We start from the raw sequence: 14,927 nt of genomic DNA, 5'->3' as shown, positions 1-14,927 counted from the left end.
GAACGATGACGACGAAGAAGTTCACCCCGACCATCACCCGAGGCCCCCGCCTGACGCCCGGCGAGATCAGCCTGACCCCTCCCGACGACCTCGGTATCGACATCCCGCCATCCGGTGTGCAGAAGGCACTTCCGTATGTGATGGGCGGCTGCATGGTCGGCATGATCGCGATCATGCTGGCCGGCGGCACCAAGCAGTTGTCGCCCTACATGCTGATGATGCCGCTGATGATGATCATGATGATGGTCGGCGGTATGGCCGGCGGCACCGGCGGAGGCGGCAAGAAGGTGCCCGAGATCAACGCCGACCGCAAGGAGTACCTGCGTTATCTGGCCGGGCTGCGCAGCCGGGTCACCGCGTCGGCCAGCTCGCAGGTGGCGTTCTTCTCCTATCACGCACCGCATCCCGAGGATCTGCTCTCGATCGTCGGGACGCAACGACAGTGGTCGCGTCCGGCCAACAGCGACTTCTACGCCGCCACCCGCATCGGGATCGGCGACCAGCCCGCGGTGGACCGGTTGCTGAAGCCGGCCGTCGGCGGCGAATTGGCGGCGGCGACCGCGGCACCTCAGCCGTACCTGGAGCCGGTCAGCCACATGTGGGTGGTGAAGTTCCTGCGCACCCACGGCCTGATCCACGACTGTCCGAAACTGTTGCAGCTGCGCACCTTTCCGACGATCGCCCTCGGCGGTCACCGGCCCGGTGCCGATCGGCTGCTGGCCGCGATGATCTGCCATCTGGCGGTGTTCCATCCGCCGGACCTGCTGCAGATCCGGGTCCTCACCGAGGATCCCGACGATCCCGACTGGTCCTGGCTGAAGTGGCTGCCGCACGTTGCGCACCAGACCGAGACCGACGCCGCCGGCCCGGTCCGGATGATCTACACCCGCCCCGACGGTCTGGCCGATCTGGCCGCGCGTGGACCGCATGCGCCGGACGCCCTGCCCACCGGGCCCTACGTCGTCGTCGTCGACCTCACCGGCGGCAAGGCGGGGTTCCCGCCCGACGGCCGGGCCGGGGTCACGGTGATCACGCTGGGCAATCACCGCGGCTCGTCCTACCGGATCCGGGTCGACGAGGACGGCAAGGCCGACGACCGGCTGCCCGGACAGCAATTCCGACTGGTGGTGTCGGCGGCCGACGGCATGTCGCCCGCCGAGGCCAACCGGGTGGCCCGAAAGCTGGCCGGCTGGTCCATCACCGGGACCATCCTGGACCGGACTCAGCGCGTGCAGAAGAAGGTGGCCAGCGAGTGGCATCAACTGGTGGGCGCCAAGAGCGTCGAGGAGGTGACGCCGAGCCGCTGGCGGATGTACACCGACACCGACCGGGACCGGCTCAAGATCCCGTTCGGGCACGAACTCAAGACCGGCAACGTGATGTACCTGGACATCAAGGAGGGCGCGGAGTTCGGCGGCGGGCCGCACGGCATGCTCATCGGCACCACCGGCTCGGGCAAATCGGAGTTCCTGCGCACCCTGATCCTGTCGCTGGTCGCCATGACCCACCCGGACCAGGTGAACCTGCTGCTCACCGACTTCAAGGGCGGTTCGACCTTCCTCGGGATGGAGAAACTCCCGCACACCGCCGCCGTCGTCACCAACATGGCTGAGGAAGCCGAGCTGGTGAGCCGGATGGGCGAGGTATTGACCGGCGAGCTCGACCGGCGCCAGAACATCCTGCGGCAGGCTGGCATGCAGGTCGGTGCGGCCGGCGCGCTGTCCGGGGTCGCCGAGTACGAGAAGTTCCGCGAGCGCGGTGCCGATCTGGCGCCGCTGCCAACGCTTTTCGTGGTGGTGGACGAGTTCGCCGAGCTGCTGCAGAGTCACCCCGACTTCATCGGCCTGTTCGACCGGATCTGTCGGGTGGGCCGGTCGCTGCGGGTGCATCTGCTGCTGGCCACCCAGTCGCTGCAAACCGGCGGGGTCCGGATCGACAAGCTGGAACCCAACCTCACCTACCGAATTGCGTTGCGCACCACCAGCTCTCACGAGTCCAAAGCGGTCATCGGCACGCCGGAGGCACAGTACATCACCAACAAGGAGAGCGGCGTCGGGTTCCTGCGGGTCGGCATGGAGGATCCGGTGAAGTTCAGCACGTTCTATATCGGCGCCCCCTACATTCCGCCGGCCAGCGCGGACACCAACGGCGAAAGTGGGCGCGACGGAGCGCAAGTCGGCAAGCAGTCGGTGCGGATCCGGCAGTTCACCGCGGCGCCGGTCGTCGATGAGGAGGTGCTGACGTCGTGACCGAAACGGAAGTGCGCGCGCTGCGCGAGGTGGTGCTCGACCAGCTGGGCACCGGCGAATCGCGCGCCTACAAGATGTGGCTGCCGCCGCTGGCCGATCCGACACCGCTGAACGAACTCATCGCCCGCGACCGGCGCCAGCCGTTGCGGTTCGCCCTCGGGATCATGGATGAGCCGCGCCGGCATCTGCAGGAGACGTGGGGCGTCGACGTGTCCGGAGCGGGCGGCAACATCGGCATCGGCGGCGCACCCCAGACCGGAAAGTCCACGCTGCTACAGACTTTGGTGATGTCGGCGGCCGCGACCCACTCACCGCGCAACGTGCAGTTCTACTGCATCGACCTCGGAGGCGGTGGCCTGATCTATCTCGAGAATCTTCCGCACGTCGGCGGCATCGCGAACCGCTCCGAACCCGACAAGGTCTACCGCGTGGTCGCCGAGATGCAGGCGGTGATGCGGCAACGGGAGCAGCTGTTCAAAGAAAACCGGGTCGGCTCGATCGCGATGTACCGCCAACTGCGCGACGACCCGAGCCAACCCGTCGCGGCCGACCCCTACGGTGACGTGTTCCTGATCATCGACGGGTGGCCCGGGTTCGTCAGCGAATTCAACGAACTCGAATCCGCGGTACAGGATCTGGCCGCGCAGGGCCTCGCGTTCGGCGTCCACGTCGTCATCTCCACGCCGAGGTGGACGGAACTGAAATCACGCGTCCGTGACTATCTGGGCACCAAGATCGAGTTCCGGCTCGGCGACGTGAACGAAACCCAGATCGACCGCATCACCCGGGAGATCCCGGCCAACCGTCCCGGACGCGCGGTGTCGATGGAAAAACACCATCTGATGATCGGGGTACCGCGGTTCGACGGTGTGCACAGCACCGACAATCTCGTCGAAGCGATCACCGTCGGGGTCGATCACATCGCGTCCCAGACCACCGAGAAGGCCCCGCCGGTGCGGGTGCTGCCCGAACGGATCCATCTCTACGAACTCGACCCCAACCCGCCCGGGCCCGACGCGGACTACCGCACCCGTTGGGAGATCCCGATCGGGCTGCGCGAGGCGGACCTCACGCCCGCCTACAGCCACATGCACACTAACCCGCATCTGCTGATCTTCGGTGCGGCCAAGTCGGGCAAGACCACCATCGCGCACGCGATCGCGCGGGCCATCTGTGCCCGCAACAGTCCACAGCAGGTGCGGTTCATGCTGGCCGACTACCGCTCGGGTCTGCTGGACGCCGTCCCGCAGTCGCACTTGCTGCAAGCCGGCGCGATCAACCGCAACAGCGCGAGCCTGGACGAGGCGGTTCAGGCGCTGGCGGTGAACCTCAAGAAGCGGCTGCCGCCGACCGATCTGACCACCGCGCAATTACGTTCCCGATCATGGTGGAGCGGATTCGATGTCGTGTTACTCGTCGACGACTGGCACATGATCGTCGGGGCCGCCAGCGGCATGCCGCCAATGGCACCGCTGGCGCCGTTATTGCCGGCCGCGGCGGATATCGGGTTGCACATCATTGTCACCTGCCAGATGAGTCAGGCGTACAAGGCCACGATGGACAAGTTCGTCGGCGCCGCGTTCGGGTCGGGTGCACCGACGATGTTCCTCTCCGGGGAGAAGCAGGAGTTCCCATCCAGCGAGTTCAAGGTCAAGCGCCGGCCCCCTGGCCAGGCATTTCTCGTCTCGCCCGACGGGAAGGAGGTGATCCAGGCGCCCTACATCGAGCCCCCGGACGAGGTCGGAGAATAAGTGTTCGGACCACCCCCGAACCCCGGTTAGGATTATTGCAACGCACTTCAATGGGCTCGGAGAACACCTGATAATCGGGCCTTAAGGAATTCCGGCGATAACCGACGAAGTTTGGGCCGGAGCGCCAATAATCGCGACATAATCAATGGCCTTCATATCGCTTTCAATAAGGAATGAAGCGCGACCAGAGGGGAATTGTCCACATGCTATGGCACGCACTGCCACCGGAGCTGAACACCGCACGGCTGATGGCCGGCGCGGGCGCGGCTCCGATGCTGGCGGCAGCCATGGGATGGCAGGCGCTGGCGGCGGCGCTGGACGCTCAGGCGGTCGAACTGACCGCGCGGCTCAACTCTCTCGGCGAGGCCTGGACCGGAGGCAGCAGCGACAAAGCGATCGCGTCGGCGCTGCCGATGGTGACCTGGTTGCAGACCGCCTCGACGCAGGCCAAGACGCGCGGCCTGCAGGCCACCGCCCAAGCCGCCGCTTACGAGCAGGCGATGGCGACCACACCGTCGTTGCCCGAGATCGCGATGAACCACATCACCACCGCAATCCTGACCGCAACCAACTTCTTCGGCATCAACACCGTGCCGATCGCTTTCAACGAGATCGACTACTTCGTCCGCATGTGGACCCAGGCGGCCGTGGCGATGGACATCTACCAGGCCGAGACGCTGGCCAACACGATGTTCGAGAAGATCGAGCCGATGACGGCCATCCTCGACCCGGGGATGAGCCAGAGCGCGATGGCGTCAAACCCGTTGCTGGGCATGCCAACTCAGCTCGGCAGTGTCACGCCGGGTCAGCTGTCCGCGACAGCCGGCCAGGCCGCCGAACTGAGCGGCCCGATGCAGCAGCTCGCTCAACCGGCGCAGCAGATGACCTCGATGTTCAGTCAGATGGGCAGCAGTTCGGGCGGTACCGGGCCCGGGTTGGCTGACGATGAGGCGCAGATGGGCTTGCTCGGTGCCAGCCCTCTGTCGAACCACCCCCTCGCTGGTGGCTCGGGTGCCAGCGTTGGCTCGGGATTGCTACGCGGGGAAGCACTCCCGGGCGCGGGTGGGACATTGACCCGCACCCCGTTGATGACCGGACTGATCGACAAGCCCGTCGGCCCCGCGATGATGCCCGCGGCGGCCGCCGGCGAAGCGGCTACCGGTGGCACGGCGCCCGTGGGTGCCGGTGCGATGGGCCAGGGCGCTGCGGCCGGCGGCGGCACCCGGACCGCCCTAGCCGTCCCGACCGCGGCTGCCGAAGAGTCCGAAGACGCCGAGCCAGACCTGTGGGACGACGAGGACGACTGGTGATTGTCTCGATCGTTCAGGCCCACAACAGACTTCCCGGCCAAACCGGGCCGGAAGACTTGCCAACCACGGCGAGGAATGGAAAGAGAGAAAGTAGTCCAGCATGGCAGAGATGAAGACTGATGCCGCTGCCCTCGCGCAAGAGGCAGGTAACTTCGAGCGAATCTCGGGTGATCTGAAGACCCAGATCGACCAGGTCGAGTCCACCGCAGCGTCATTGCAGGGTCAGTGGCAGGGTGCCGCCGGTCAGGCCGCCCAGGCCGCCGTGGTGCGTTTCCAGGAAGCCGCCAACAAGCAAAAGGCCGAACTCGACGAGATCTCGACGAATATCCGTCAGGCCGGCGTCCAATACCAGCGTGCCGACGAGGAGCAGCAGCAGGCGCTGTCCTCGCAAATGGGCTTCTGATCCAATTCCCCAATACCACCAAGAAACGGAGCAATCGAAATGACGGAACAGCAGTGGAATTTCGCCGGCATCGAGGCCGCGGCCAGCACCATTCAGGGAAACGTGACCACGATCCACTCCCTGCTCGACGAGGGCAAGCAGTCGCTGACCAAGCTTGCGGCGGCGTGGGGCGGCAGTGGTTCGGAGGCCTACCAGGGCGTTCAGCAGAAGTGGGACAGCACCGCACAGGAGCTGAACAACTCGCTGCAGAACCTGGCCCGGACGATCAGCGAGGCCGGGCAGGCCATGCAGTCGACCGAGGGCAGCGTGACGGGAATGTTCGCCTGACAAAGGCTTCTTTACGCGTAGAATCCCGAAGCACGAGATCGGGCGAGTTCAACCCATCCGGGGGATCTCGCCCCTTCTCGTGCTTTGTCCTTTTGACGAACTTCTGAGAGGTTCTGATGCCGGCCGACTACGACAAGCTCTTTCGGCCCGCCCAGGATTCCAATTCGCCCGACGACGACACGGGGCAAACTTTCTTCGATCCCAATGCGGGTTATTCGTCGTCGCCCAAAGCGAACGGCGATGCCGCGCCGGCCATCGACTGGTCCCAGCCGCCTACTCCGGCCTCCTCACCCGCAGCACCCCCCGGGCCGATCGGCGTGCCCGCACCCCAGCCGCCACCGACACCGCCCGATTTCTCGGCGGAGCTCCCCCAAGCGTCCGCCGCGCCGGCCGCGGGGAGCAGGTCTCCGCTGCCGCCGATGCCGATCGGTGGACCACCACCGCCCCCGCCGCCCGAACTCCCGCAGTACTCGCCCCAGCCGCCGGTCGCCCCGCCGTCTGAGGCGCCGCCGTCTGAGGCGCCGCCGGCAGCCGAACCAGCTGTGTTCGAGTCACCGGCCGAACCCCCGAGGGCGGCGCCCGAGCGCCCAGCACCGACGCGACCACCCATGCCGATCGGCAGGCCGCCGGGACCGCCGCCCGCGGCGCCCGGACCGTCACCGAAACCCCCCGAACCGCAACATGTTTCGGAGGATGCTCCGCCCCCGATGGTGACCGAACCACCACCGCGAGCAACCCGCGGAGCGGACCCCGGTCCGGCGTCGAACGTGGCCCCGGCACCACGCGACCGGCCGCCCGCTGTGGTACCGCAGCCACCGAAGCCTCCGTCGTCGCGGCCTGCGGCGGGGTCGAATCCTCGGGTGCGGCTCGGCGGTAACCAACGCCCGCCGTCACGGCCGACCCAACCACGACCCCAACCCGAGCAGCCGTCGCGGCCGACCGAACCACCACCCCGCGGCGAGCAGCCGTCACCGACCGAACAGCGGCCCGAAGCCGAGGAGCCGTCGCGGCGGGCGCGACGCGGACACCGTTATCTGCCCGACCCCGAATCCGGTGCACCCGATCCCACGGCCGGCCCGTACTTCCGGGTCCCGATGCCCGATGCCCGCCCAGCCGGAGATGCGCCCGCGCCGCCTCCGCCGGGCGACCGTCCTGGCCGGCGTCGGGCCCCGTCGGGACCGATCCCGGTCCCGATGCCGCCGTCGGCGCCGACACCGGTTGCCGCACAACCGCATCCGCCGGCCGCACCGCCATCCGAGGCGACGGCGGGCATTCCGACCGCTCCGCCGCCGGCGCCCGGCAAGCCCGTCAAGCCTGTCAAGCCCGTCAAACCCGTGCCGCAACGAGGTTGGCGCCGCGTCGTCTACAAACTCACGCGGATCAATCTCGGCCTGTCCCGCGACGAGAAACTCCAACACGACCTCCGGGCCAGGGTCGCCCGAAAGCCCCGGGGCTCTTACCAAATCGGCATGCTGGGCCTGAAGGGCGGGGTCGGCAAGACGACCACGACGGTGACGCTGGGCACCATGCTGGCCCAGGTGCGCGGCGATCGGATCCTGGTGCTCGACGCGGATCCCGGTTGCGGGAATCTCGCCGAACGGGCGGGACGCACATCGCCGTCGTCCATCGTGGATCTGTTGGCCGACAGAAATGTGTCGCACTACAACGACGTCCGCGCCCACACCAGCGTGAACGCGGACAACCTCGAGATTCTGCCGACCGCCGAATACACCACCGCCGCACGCGGACTCAGCGGAGACGACCTGCGCTTCGCCGTCGACACGGTGTCGAAGTTCTACAACCTGGTCCTGGCCGACTGCGGACCCGGCCTGTTCGACCCGGTTACCCGCGGTGTGCTGGAGACGGCGTCGGCGATCGTGATCGTCACCAACGTGTCGCTGGACAGCGCCCGACAAGCCGAAAGCGCACTGGAATGGTTGCGGCACAACGGCTATCAAGATCTGCTCGATCGCGTCGTGGTGGTGATCAATCACGTCGCGGTCGGGGACACCAACGTGCCGGACAAGCAATTGGTGCGACAGTTTCAACAGTTGGTTCGACCCGACCGGGTGGTGCTGCTGCCGTGGGACAAGCACATCGCCGCCGGGACCGAGATTCGCCTCGACCAGATCGGCCCGGTATACAAGCGCCGGGTTCTCGAGCTGGCCGCGGCTCTGTCCGACGATTTCGAAAGGGCTGGACGTCGTTGAGCGCACCTGCTGTTGCCACCGGTTCGACCGCCGCGGGGTCTGGTCCCGCACGACCCGCGACCACGCGAGTCACGGTTCTCACCGGCCGGCGGATGACCGACCTGGTGTTGCCGGCGGCGACACCGATGTCCGCCTACATCGACGAGACCGTCGCGGTGCTGGCCGATCTTTTGGAGGACACGCCGCCCGACATCCTGGCCGGGTTCGACTTCTCCGCGCAGGGGGTGTGGACGTTTGCGAGGCCCGGGTCGCCGCCGCTGAAACTCGACCAGTCGCTCGACGAGGCCGGCGTGGTGGACGGATCCTTGCTGACCCTGGTCTCCGCCAGCCGGACCGAACGGTACCGACCGCTCGTCGAGGACGTCATCGATGCGATTGCGGTGCTGGACGAATCGCCGGAGTTCGACCGTACGGCGCTGAATCGGTTTGTCGCGGTGGCGATCCCGCTTCTGGCCGTGCCGATGACCGCGGTCGCGTTACGCGCGTGGTGGCTGACCGGGCGCAGTTGGTACTGGAGCCTGGCGCTGGGCCTGGTGGGCATCGCCGTGCTGGCCGGTTCGTTCGTGGCGAACCGCTTCTACCGCAAGTCCCAGCTCTCCGAATGCCTGTTGATCGCGGCGATACCGGTGATCGCGGCGGCCGCGGCCATCGCCGTCCCGCTGCCCAGAGGGGTGGGTTCGCTCGGCGCCCCGCAACTCGCCGCCGCCGCGGCGGCCGTCTTGGTGCTGACGCTGGTGGCCCGCGGCGGGCCCCGCCGGCGGCATGAGCTGGCGTCGTTCGCCGTCATCACCACGATCGCGGTGATCGGCGCCGCGATCGCCTACGGGTACGGCTATCAGCGCTGGGTGTCGGCCGGTGCGATTGCGTTCGGCCTGTTCGTGGTGACCACGGCGGCCAAACTGACTGTGGCCGTGGCCCGCATCGCGCTGCCGCCGATACCGGTGCCCGGCGAAACCGTCGACAACGAGGAACTGCTCGACCCGGTCGCCGCCGACGAGACGACCAAGGACGAAACACCTACCTGGCAGGCGATCATCGCCTCGGTGCCCGCCTCGGCAGTACGACTGACCGAGCGAAGTCAGCTGGCCAAGCAACTGCTGGTCGGCTTCGTGACGGCGGGCACGTTGATTCTGGCCGTCGGCGCGATCGCGGTCGTGACGCACGGCCACTTCTTCGTCCACACACTGGTGATCGCGGCGTTGCTGACGGTGCTCTGCGGGTTCCGGTCGCGGCTCTACGTGGACCGCTGGTGCGCGTGGGCCTTGCTCGCGGCCTCCGTCGCCATTCCGACCGGGCTGGCCGCGCGGCTCAGTCTGTGGTACCCGCACTGGGCGTGGCTGATCCTGAGCGGGTATCTGGCGCTGGCGGTGGTCGCCCTGGTGATCATCGGTGCGATGGCACCGGTGCGCCGCATTTCGCCGGTGGCCAAACGGATTTCGGAGCTGGTCGACGGAGCGGTCGTCGCGTCCGTCATTCCGCTGTTGCTCTGGGTCACCGGCGTCTACGACATGGTGCGGAATCTGCGGTTCTGACTTGCAATCTGGGTGACGCCAGGACGCAACTCAGATCGGTGCGGCGACCGATCCCGACGGTGCCGCGCCTCCGGCCGCGCCCGCCACCGGCGCACTGACCAGCGTGGTCTGCCCCGCGGCGGCTCCGTCGGGCTGGCCGTCCGCCGCGTCTTGGGATTCGTCGTCCTTCTTGTCCTCGTCGTCGGGCTTGGTGTCACTGGCGAGCTGCGCCGACGACGACCCTTGGGAAGCCTGCGACGCGGCCTGCTGCACGCTCTGCCCGACCTGCTGACCCATCGGTGCCATCTGTTGGGCCAGCGGCGCCAGGTGGATCAGCTGCGGCACGGTCGCCTGCAGTTGCGGGGCCAATGCTGCTGCCTGCGCACCGACCGCCGCACCGAGCTGCTGGCCCACCCCCGCGGCGGCCGCGGTACCCCCGGACGCGCCCAGCAGTTGTTGTGCCGCACCAGACGGTCCGCCGAGCATCTGGGCACCGAGCGCGCCCGCCGGCCCGGTCATGGCTGCCGTTGCGGCGTTGGCGCCCAACGACTGACCGTCGCCGACGAACCCGTACTGCGCCATCGCCTGCCCCAGCGACTGATCGGCTTTGATGTAGATGTCGGCGGCGGCGGTCATGCTGCCGGCGGTCCGCTTCAGCGCGGCGGTGACGCCGGGCAGTCCGTCGGAAACCAGGGACTCGATGCCCGGCATCGTCGCGTTGATCGCCGCTGACACCGCATCGGTACCCGTCGCGGCGATCGGCGCGGGCGGGGCCGGGAAGACGAGCTCGCCGAGTTTGCTCGCCGCGGCGATCAGGCGGGTGGGATCAACGGCCAGCGGTTCAGCCATCGCCGCTTCCCTTCTGTACGTTTCCCACTCGGAAATTTTACCCCGGGTGACACCGCCCCCATTGCGGCAATTTCGTTTGCCGGCTTTACGTTCAGGGCGTCGCCGACAACGCGCTGTCGAGCAGACCCGCGACCGACCGCCAGTACAGGAACTCCTCGACCGCCGGGCGCTGCGCTTGCGCATCCGCTGCCCCGTAGGCCTGATGCAGGGCCAGCTCCTGGCAGTGGTTGGCGTAAGCGTGGAACGCCCGCAGATGCGCGATCTCGCGACCGGTGGCGGTGCTGGTCATGGGTTTCATCAGCTCGAACCAGAACATGTGCCGCTCGTCGTCGGGTGCGCTCTCAGCGGCCGGCGCCGGCGGCAATACGCCCACCAGCTGCAGGTCGTCGGTCTCGGCCAGCTGCGCGGCCGCCGACGGGTCGACGACCTCGAGGCGGGGCCGGCCGATCATCTTGCCGCTCTCGGGAATGTCGTCGGCTTCCAGGATGATCTTGGCCACGCCCGGATCGGAGTTGGCCAACTGTTCGGCGGTTCCGATCACCGCCCGCAGCGTGAGATCGTGGAACGCTGCCCATCTCTGCACGGCCAGCACCGGATACGTTGCGGTGCGGGCTTTTTCGTCGGCCGGGACGGCGCGGTCGGCGCTGGCCATGAACACTTTGGCCGGCAACTGAACGCCCTCGGGGATGTAGGCCAGCCCGTAGCTGTTGGCCACCACGATCTCGCCGTCGGTGGTGACGGCGGTGATCCAGAAGAAGCCGTAGTCGTCGTCGCCGCCGCTGTCGTGCGCGTTCAGCGCGGCGGCGACCCGGCGGGCCAGGCGCAGCGGATCCTTCTTGGCCCCGCGGGCGCCGGAGGCTGCGGCCACCGCATCGCGTGCGGCCCGGGCCGCCGAAACGGGCACCGACGGCAATGCCGTCACGTCGTGTGTCGGCTCCTTGTTGTCCTTCTGCGCCTCGTCCGTGCGGTCCGGCGGCGCGGGGCGTGCCGGCGCCGACGTGCGCGCCGCAGCCGCACGGGTCGACGCGGCCGGTGCCCTGCCTGCCGCACCCAGCGGCGCGCGCCCACCAGCGGCACGCGACCCGGCGCCCGACGCCGCGGACGCCCCGGTGGTGTGGCTTGCTCCGGCGGAGGCAGCCGCCGAACCCACCCCGGCCGAGGCACCCCGAGCCGGGGCCGCCATACCGGTGGCCGCTGCGGGAGCCATCGCGGGCGAGGCGTCGTCCCCGCGGTGCGACGGTCCCGAGGGACTCCCGGACTGACCGGGGTGCGTCGGTGCGTCGATGGCGGCGGCCGGCTTGACGTGCGCGGGATCGGTGCTGGGGGCGGCCGGGGTCGACGGGGTACCGGGATCCGCCGGCATCGACGGCTGGTCCGGCGAGGGGCCGACGGGTGCTGGCGTCGGGGGCGTCGGGTTGATCGGCGCCGGTGAGGGACTCGGCGTCGGTGACGGACTCGGCGCGGGTGACGGACTCGGCGCGGGAGACGGGTTGACCGGCCGGACCGGAGTGACCGGGGTCGCCGGCTTGCCCGGGATCGGGGTGATCGGGGTGACCGGTTGACTCGGATTGACCGGGACCACCGGCGGAACCGGGCTGATGGGGGTGACGGGCGAGCCCGGGTCGGACGGAATCACCGGGGTCACCGGAACTCCCGGCCCGACCGGGTCGTAGGGGTTGGCCGGCGTCGGCTCGAACGGCGTCGGGGTGATCGGCGTGACCGGCTGGCCCGGCGCGACCGGATCGTACGGATTGGCCGGCGTCGGCTCGAAGGGCGTCGGCGAGGGGACGACGGGCGTCGGCGTGCTCGGCGTCGGGACCACCAGCGTCGGGACGTCCGGGGCAGGGGGCGTCACCTGGTGCAGCAGGTCCTGCAGAGCGTTGTGCGGCGGCTTCCAGTCCTTGGATGCCAGCACCTGCTCGGCCGCCTCGGCAACCAGACTGGAGTTGGCCTGCTGCGTCTCCCGCACCAGCGCATTGATGGCCGCCTGGCGCGCTTCTGGCTCCAGCTCCTGATCGTTTTCCAGGATGAGTATTTCCCGCTGAGCGCCGTCGACGTTATTGCCGATCTCGGATTTCGCCGCGACGATCAAGCCGCCGATGTGCTGATGCCAGGTGATGACGGTGGCCAGGTAATCCTGCAGCGTGCTCATCTCGGTCAGATTCGTACCGAGCGCACCGTTGGCGGCGTTGGCGGCACCGCCCGACCAGACGCCGCCGTCGAAGACCTCGACCTGTTGGCGGCGGGCGGCATCCATCACGTCGGTCACTTTGCGCAGCATCCGGTTGTATTCCTGCGCACGGTCGTAGAACGTGTCCTCGTCGGATTCCGGCCAACCACCCGAACTCAGCATCTGACCGGCATACTCACCGATCGGTCTCGGGATACCCATTGCCGTCTCTTTCAAAGATCATTGATAAACGCTTGCCGCACACTGCAATTCCGCGGCCGAGTGTGAATCTCGCTGCGCGACACGCCGAGTCGCTGTCGCGAGATTCACATTCGGCGCAACAACGTCAGGCGGGTCCGGGGTTGGCCGCTTTGCCCATAGCCGCGAGCGCCGCAGTGAGCTGCTCGCCGGCCGCGGCGTTGTACTTACTCGCCGCCGACTGTGCGTTCTGCAGTGCCTCGTTGATCCGCACACCCACCGCCTCGGCACCGATCTCCTTGATCAAACCGTCGTCGATGCGCACGCCGGTGAGCCACTGGTGTCCGTTGATCGTCACCTCGACGCTCCCGGCCTCGTCGGCGCCGCGGAACGCGCCGTTGTTCATCTGGTTGAGCGTGCCTTCGAGGGCCTGCTGGAAACGTGCCGCCAGGGCCAACGCCGCGGCGACGTGGGGTTCCATATCCATGTGGGTCACTTCGGCTCCTTCATGTCTTGCCGGCGGCGTTGACCGATGATCGCTTCGGTCCACTCCCTGTCTTCGGTGTAGAGGGCTTCGTCATCCTGTTGTGCGCCTTTGGATTTGGATCCCCCACCGCCCTGGCCGTGGGCACCCATCGGCATTCCCATGCCGCCGCCACCCATGCCGCTGCCGCGGCCGGCGCCCGCTTGGCCGAGTCCGCCGATGTCACCCACGCCGGCCGGTCGCATCGATTCACTCGAGATGCCGGTGCCGGCGCCGCCCGCCTCGGCCAGCGGCATCGACGGCATCCCGCCGCCACCACCGCCGCCGCCCAGCGACATCGGTTTGACGCCAAGGTCTTTGCCCAGACTCGCGGCCGCGTCGCGACCCGCCGAACCGATCTCGGCGCCGATGCCCGACGGCATACCGCCGCCGCTACCCGCGCCGGCACCCATCGGCGGCATCATCGGAGTCTGCATCCCCGAGCCCGAACCGCCGCCGGCCATCGCCGCCGCCTGCATCACCTGAGTGGGAATCAAACCCGGCGTCTGGGGCGGCGGTGGCGGGTCGATCTTGATGGCGGCCGGCGGCTTCGGCGGGTTCACCGCTTCCAGCTGAGCCTTGCTGTTGTAGTCGCTGAGCACCTGCTCGGACTTGGTCTGGTACTCCGCGTAGAGCTTGATGGCCTGGTCCTTGTACGCCGGATCCTTCGACAGCTCTTCGAGTTTGGTGATGTCGGCCAACGTCGGGTGCGCGCGGCGTGCCCACACCTGCAGTTGCGCAATGTAAGTCGCCTGTTTGGCCAGCGACGTCGCCAGGTCCGCCATGTGGGTGATCCAGACTCGTTGCTGGTCCAGCGACGCCTCGCACGCGGTGGCCGCGTCGCCGTCCCAGTTCTGGAAGACCCGGAACCGCTTCCTGTCTCCCTGCAATCCGAAGCTGAGCTGGTTCCAGCCGTCGGCGAACGCCGCCAGCGATGCGCCTTGGTCGCCCGACTCGAGTTTGGTTGCCGCGGTTTTGAGGTCGGTGAATCCGTCGCCGCCGGCCGCGGCCACCTGTGGGGTGTCCTGCAGGCCTGCGGAACTGTCGCCGCCGACGCCGCCGGCCGATTCCCCGGCCACTTCGCCGCCGTCACTGTCCAATGCGGCCGCGCCTTCCTCGTCGACGTCGCCGTAGGCCTTGGCGGCGTTGCGCAGGGACGTCGCCAGCCGGGCACGTTCGCGCACCCCGGCGGTCAGAAAGTCCCGCATGTTCTCGGCGGACAGCTTGAGTTGCTCGGCGGCGTTCTTGGCCGCCGTCAGACCGCAGGGGCTCAACGGGACGTCGGTCGGCGGCTGCGCCATCGGCGCCTCGACTTCGTCAGCCCGCGACAAAATCTCCTGCTGATCCACCGTCACTGTCTGCGGCTGAGTCATTTCGGATCGTCCTCCTTGATGCTCTAACCATTATCGTCGCTAAAGCCGAGGCC

The 14,927-nt window shown here is 68.2% G+C and carries 11 protein-coding genes; 7 read left to right on the top strand and 4 right to left on the bottom strand.

The features are described from left to right. The first annotated feature begins 5 nt into the window (after positions 1-5). The 7 genes from eccCa (at position 6) to eccD (ending at position 9,782) form a co-directional block, all read left to right on the top strand. Positions 6-2,249 carry a type VII secretion protein EccCa gene (eccCa, locus tag AC5Y46_RS09635; RefSeq protein WP_499943051.1) on the top strand — a complete coding sequence of 748 codons (2,244 nt, stop codon included), beginning with the start codon at positions 6-8 and terminating at the stop codon, positions 2,247-2,249. Beyond that, positions 2,246-4,000, top strand: a complete 1,755-nt coding sequence (eccCb, locus tag AC5Y46_RS09630) for a type VII secretion protein EccCb (RefSeq protein ID WP_499943050.1) — start codon at positions 2,246-2,248, stop codon at positions 3,998-4,000. The genes eccCa and eccCb overlap by 4 nt, the downstream gene beginning before the upstream one ends. A 203-nt stretch (positions 4,001-4,203) precedes the next feature. Continuing rightward, on the top strand, positions 4,204-5,310 hold the full coding sequence (locus tag AC5Y46_RS09625) for a PPE family protein (protein ID WP_499943049.1): 1,107 nt from the start codon (positions 4,204-4,206) through the stop codon (positions 5,308-5,310). A gap of 100 nt (positions 5,311-5,410) precedes the next feature. Then, positions 5,411-5,713 (top strand): type VII secretion system ESX-1 WXG100 family target CFP-10, encoded by a 303-nt coding sequence (gene esxB, locus AC5Y46_RS09620; protein WP_036362402.1) that lies wholly within the window; start codon positions 5,411-5,413, stop codon positions 5,711-5,713. A gap of 39 nt (positions 5,714-5,752) precedes the next feature. Further along, positions 5,753-6,040 carry a WXG100 family type VII secretion target gene (locus AC5Y46_RS09615; protein WP_499943048.1) on the top strand — a complete coding sequence of 96 codons (288 nt, stop codon included), beginning with the start codon at positions 5,753-5,755 and terminating at the stop codon, positions 6,038-6,040. A gap of 116 nt (positions 6,041-6,156) precedes the next feature. Continuing rightward, positions 6,157-8,250, top strand: coding sequence for a MinD/ParA family ATP-binding protein (locus AC5Y46_RS09610; RefSeq protein WP_499943047.1), 2,094 nt, complete (start codon positions 6,157-6,159; stop codon positions 8,248-8,250). Beyond that, the gene (gene eccD, locus AC5Y46_RS09605; RefSeq protein WP_499943046.1) at positions 8,247-9,782 is read left to right on the top strand and encodes a type VII secretion integral membrane protein EccD; all 1,536 of its coding nucleotides are present in this window, start codon (positions 8,247-8,249) and stop codon (positions 9,780-9,782) included. Before AC5Y46_RS09610 ends, eccD begins: the two co-directional genes overlap by 4 nt. Positions 9,783-9,812: 30 nt before the next feature. On the opposite strand, the gene AC5Y46_RS09600 is transcribed toward eccD, so the two are convergent. The 4 genes from AC5Y46_RS09600 to espB all read right to left on the bottom strand — a co-directional run bounded on the left by AC5Y46_RS09600 (position 9,813) and on the right by espB (position 14,874). Next, a complete protein-coding gene (locus AC5Y46_RS09600; RefSeq protein WP_499990867.1) occupies positions 9,813-10,610 on the bottom strand; it encodes a hypothetical protein in 798 nt (265 codons plus the stop codon). A gap of 91 nt (positions 10,611-10,701) precedes the next feature. Beyond that, positions 10,702-13,002, bottom strand: coding sequence for an EspK C-terminal domain-containing protein (locus tag AC5Y46_RS09595; RefSeq protein WP_499943044.1), 2,301 nt, complete (start codon positions 13,000-13,002; stop codon positions 10,702-10,704). A 124-nt stretch (positions 13,003-13,126) separates the two neighbouring features. After that, positions 13,127-13,465, bottom strand: a complete 339-nt coding sequence (locus tag AC5Y46_RS09590; protein WP_499943169.1) for a YbaB/EbfC family nucleoid-associated protein — start codon at positions 13,463-13,465, stop codon at positions 13,127-13,129. A 5-nt stretch (positions 13,466-13,470) separates the two neighbouring features. Then, on the bottom strand, positions 13,471-14,874 hold the full coding sequence (gene espB / locus AC5Y46_RS09585) for an EspB family ESX-1 secretion system-associated protein (RefSeq protein ID WP_499943043.1): 1,404 nt from the start codon (positions 14,872-14,874) through the stop codon (positions 13,471-13,473). Positions 14,875-14,927 lie beyond the last annotated feature (53 nt).

It is taken from the genome of Mycobacterium sp. NGS59 (assembly GCF_059812345.1).
This window is presented reverse-complemented; position numbering and strand designations above follow the sequence as displayed.

Coding starts and splice junctions, on each gene's coding strand:
- eccCa (WP_499943051.1), top strand. CDS start 6: ATGACGACGAAGAAGTTCACCCCGACCATCACCCGAGGCCCCCGCCTG.
- AC5Y46_RS09590 (WP_499943169.1), bottom strand. CDS start 13,465: ATGGATATGGAACCCCACGTCGCCGCGGCGTTGGCCCTGGCGGCACGT.
- espB (WP_499943043.1), bottom strand. CDS start 14,874: ATGACTCAGCCGCAGACAGTGACGGTGGATCAGCAGGAGATTTTGTCG.
- esxB (WP_036362402.1), top strand. CDS start 5,411: ATGGCAGAGATGAAGACTGATGCCGCTGCCCTCGCGCAAGAGGCAGGT.
- AC5Y46_RS09615 (WP_499943048.1), top strand. CDS start 5,753: ATGACGGAACAGCAGTGGAATTTCGCCGGCATCGAGGCCGCGGCCAGC.
- AC5Y46_RS09625 (WP_499943049.1), top strand. CDS start 4,204: ATGCTATGGCACGCACTGCCACCGGAGCTGAACACCGCACGGCTGATG.
- AC5Y46_RS09595 (WP_499943044.1), bottom strand. CDS start 13,002: ATGGGTATCCCGAGACCGATCGGTGAGTATGCCGGTCAGATGCTGAGT.
- AC5Y46_RS09600 (WP_499990867.1), bottom strand. CDS start 10,610: ATGGCTGAACCGCTGGCCGTTGATCCCACCCGCCTGATCGCCGCGGCG.
- AC5Y46_RS09610 (WP_499943047.1), top strand. CDS start 6,157: ATGCCGGCCGACTACGACAAGCTCTTTCGGCCCGCCCAGGATTCCAAT.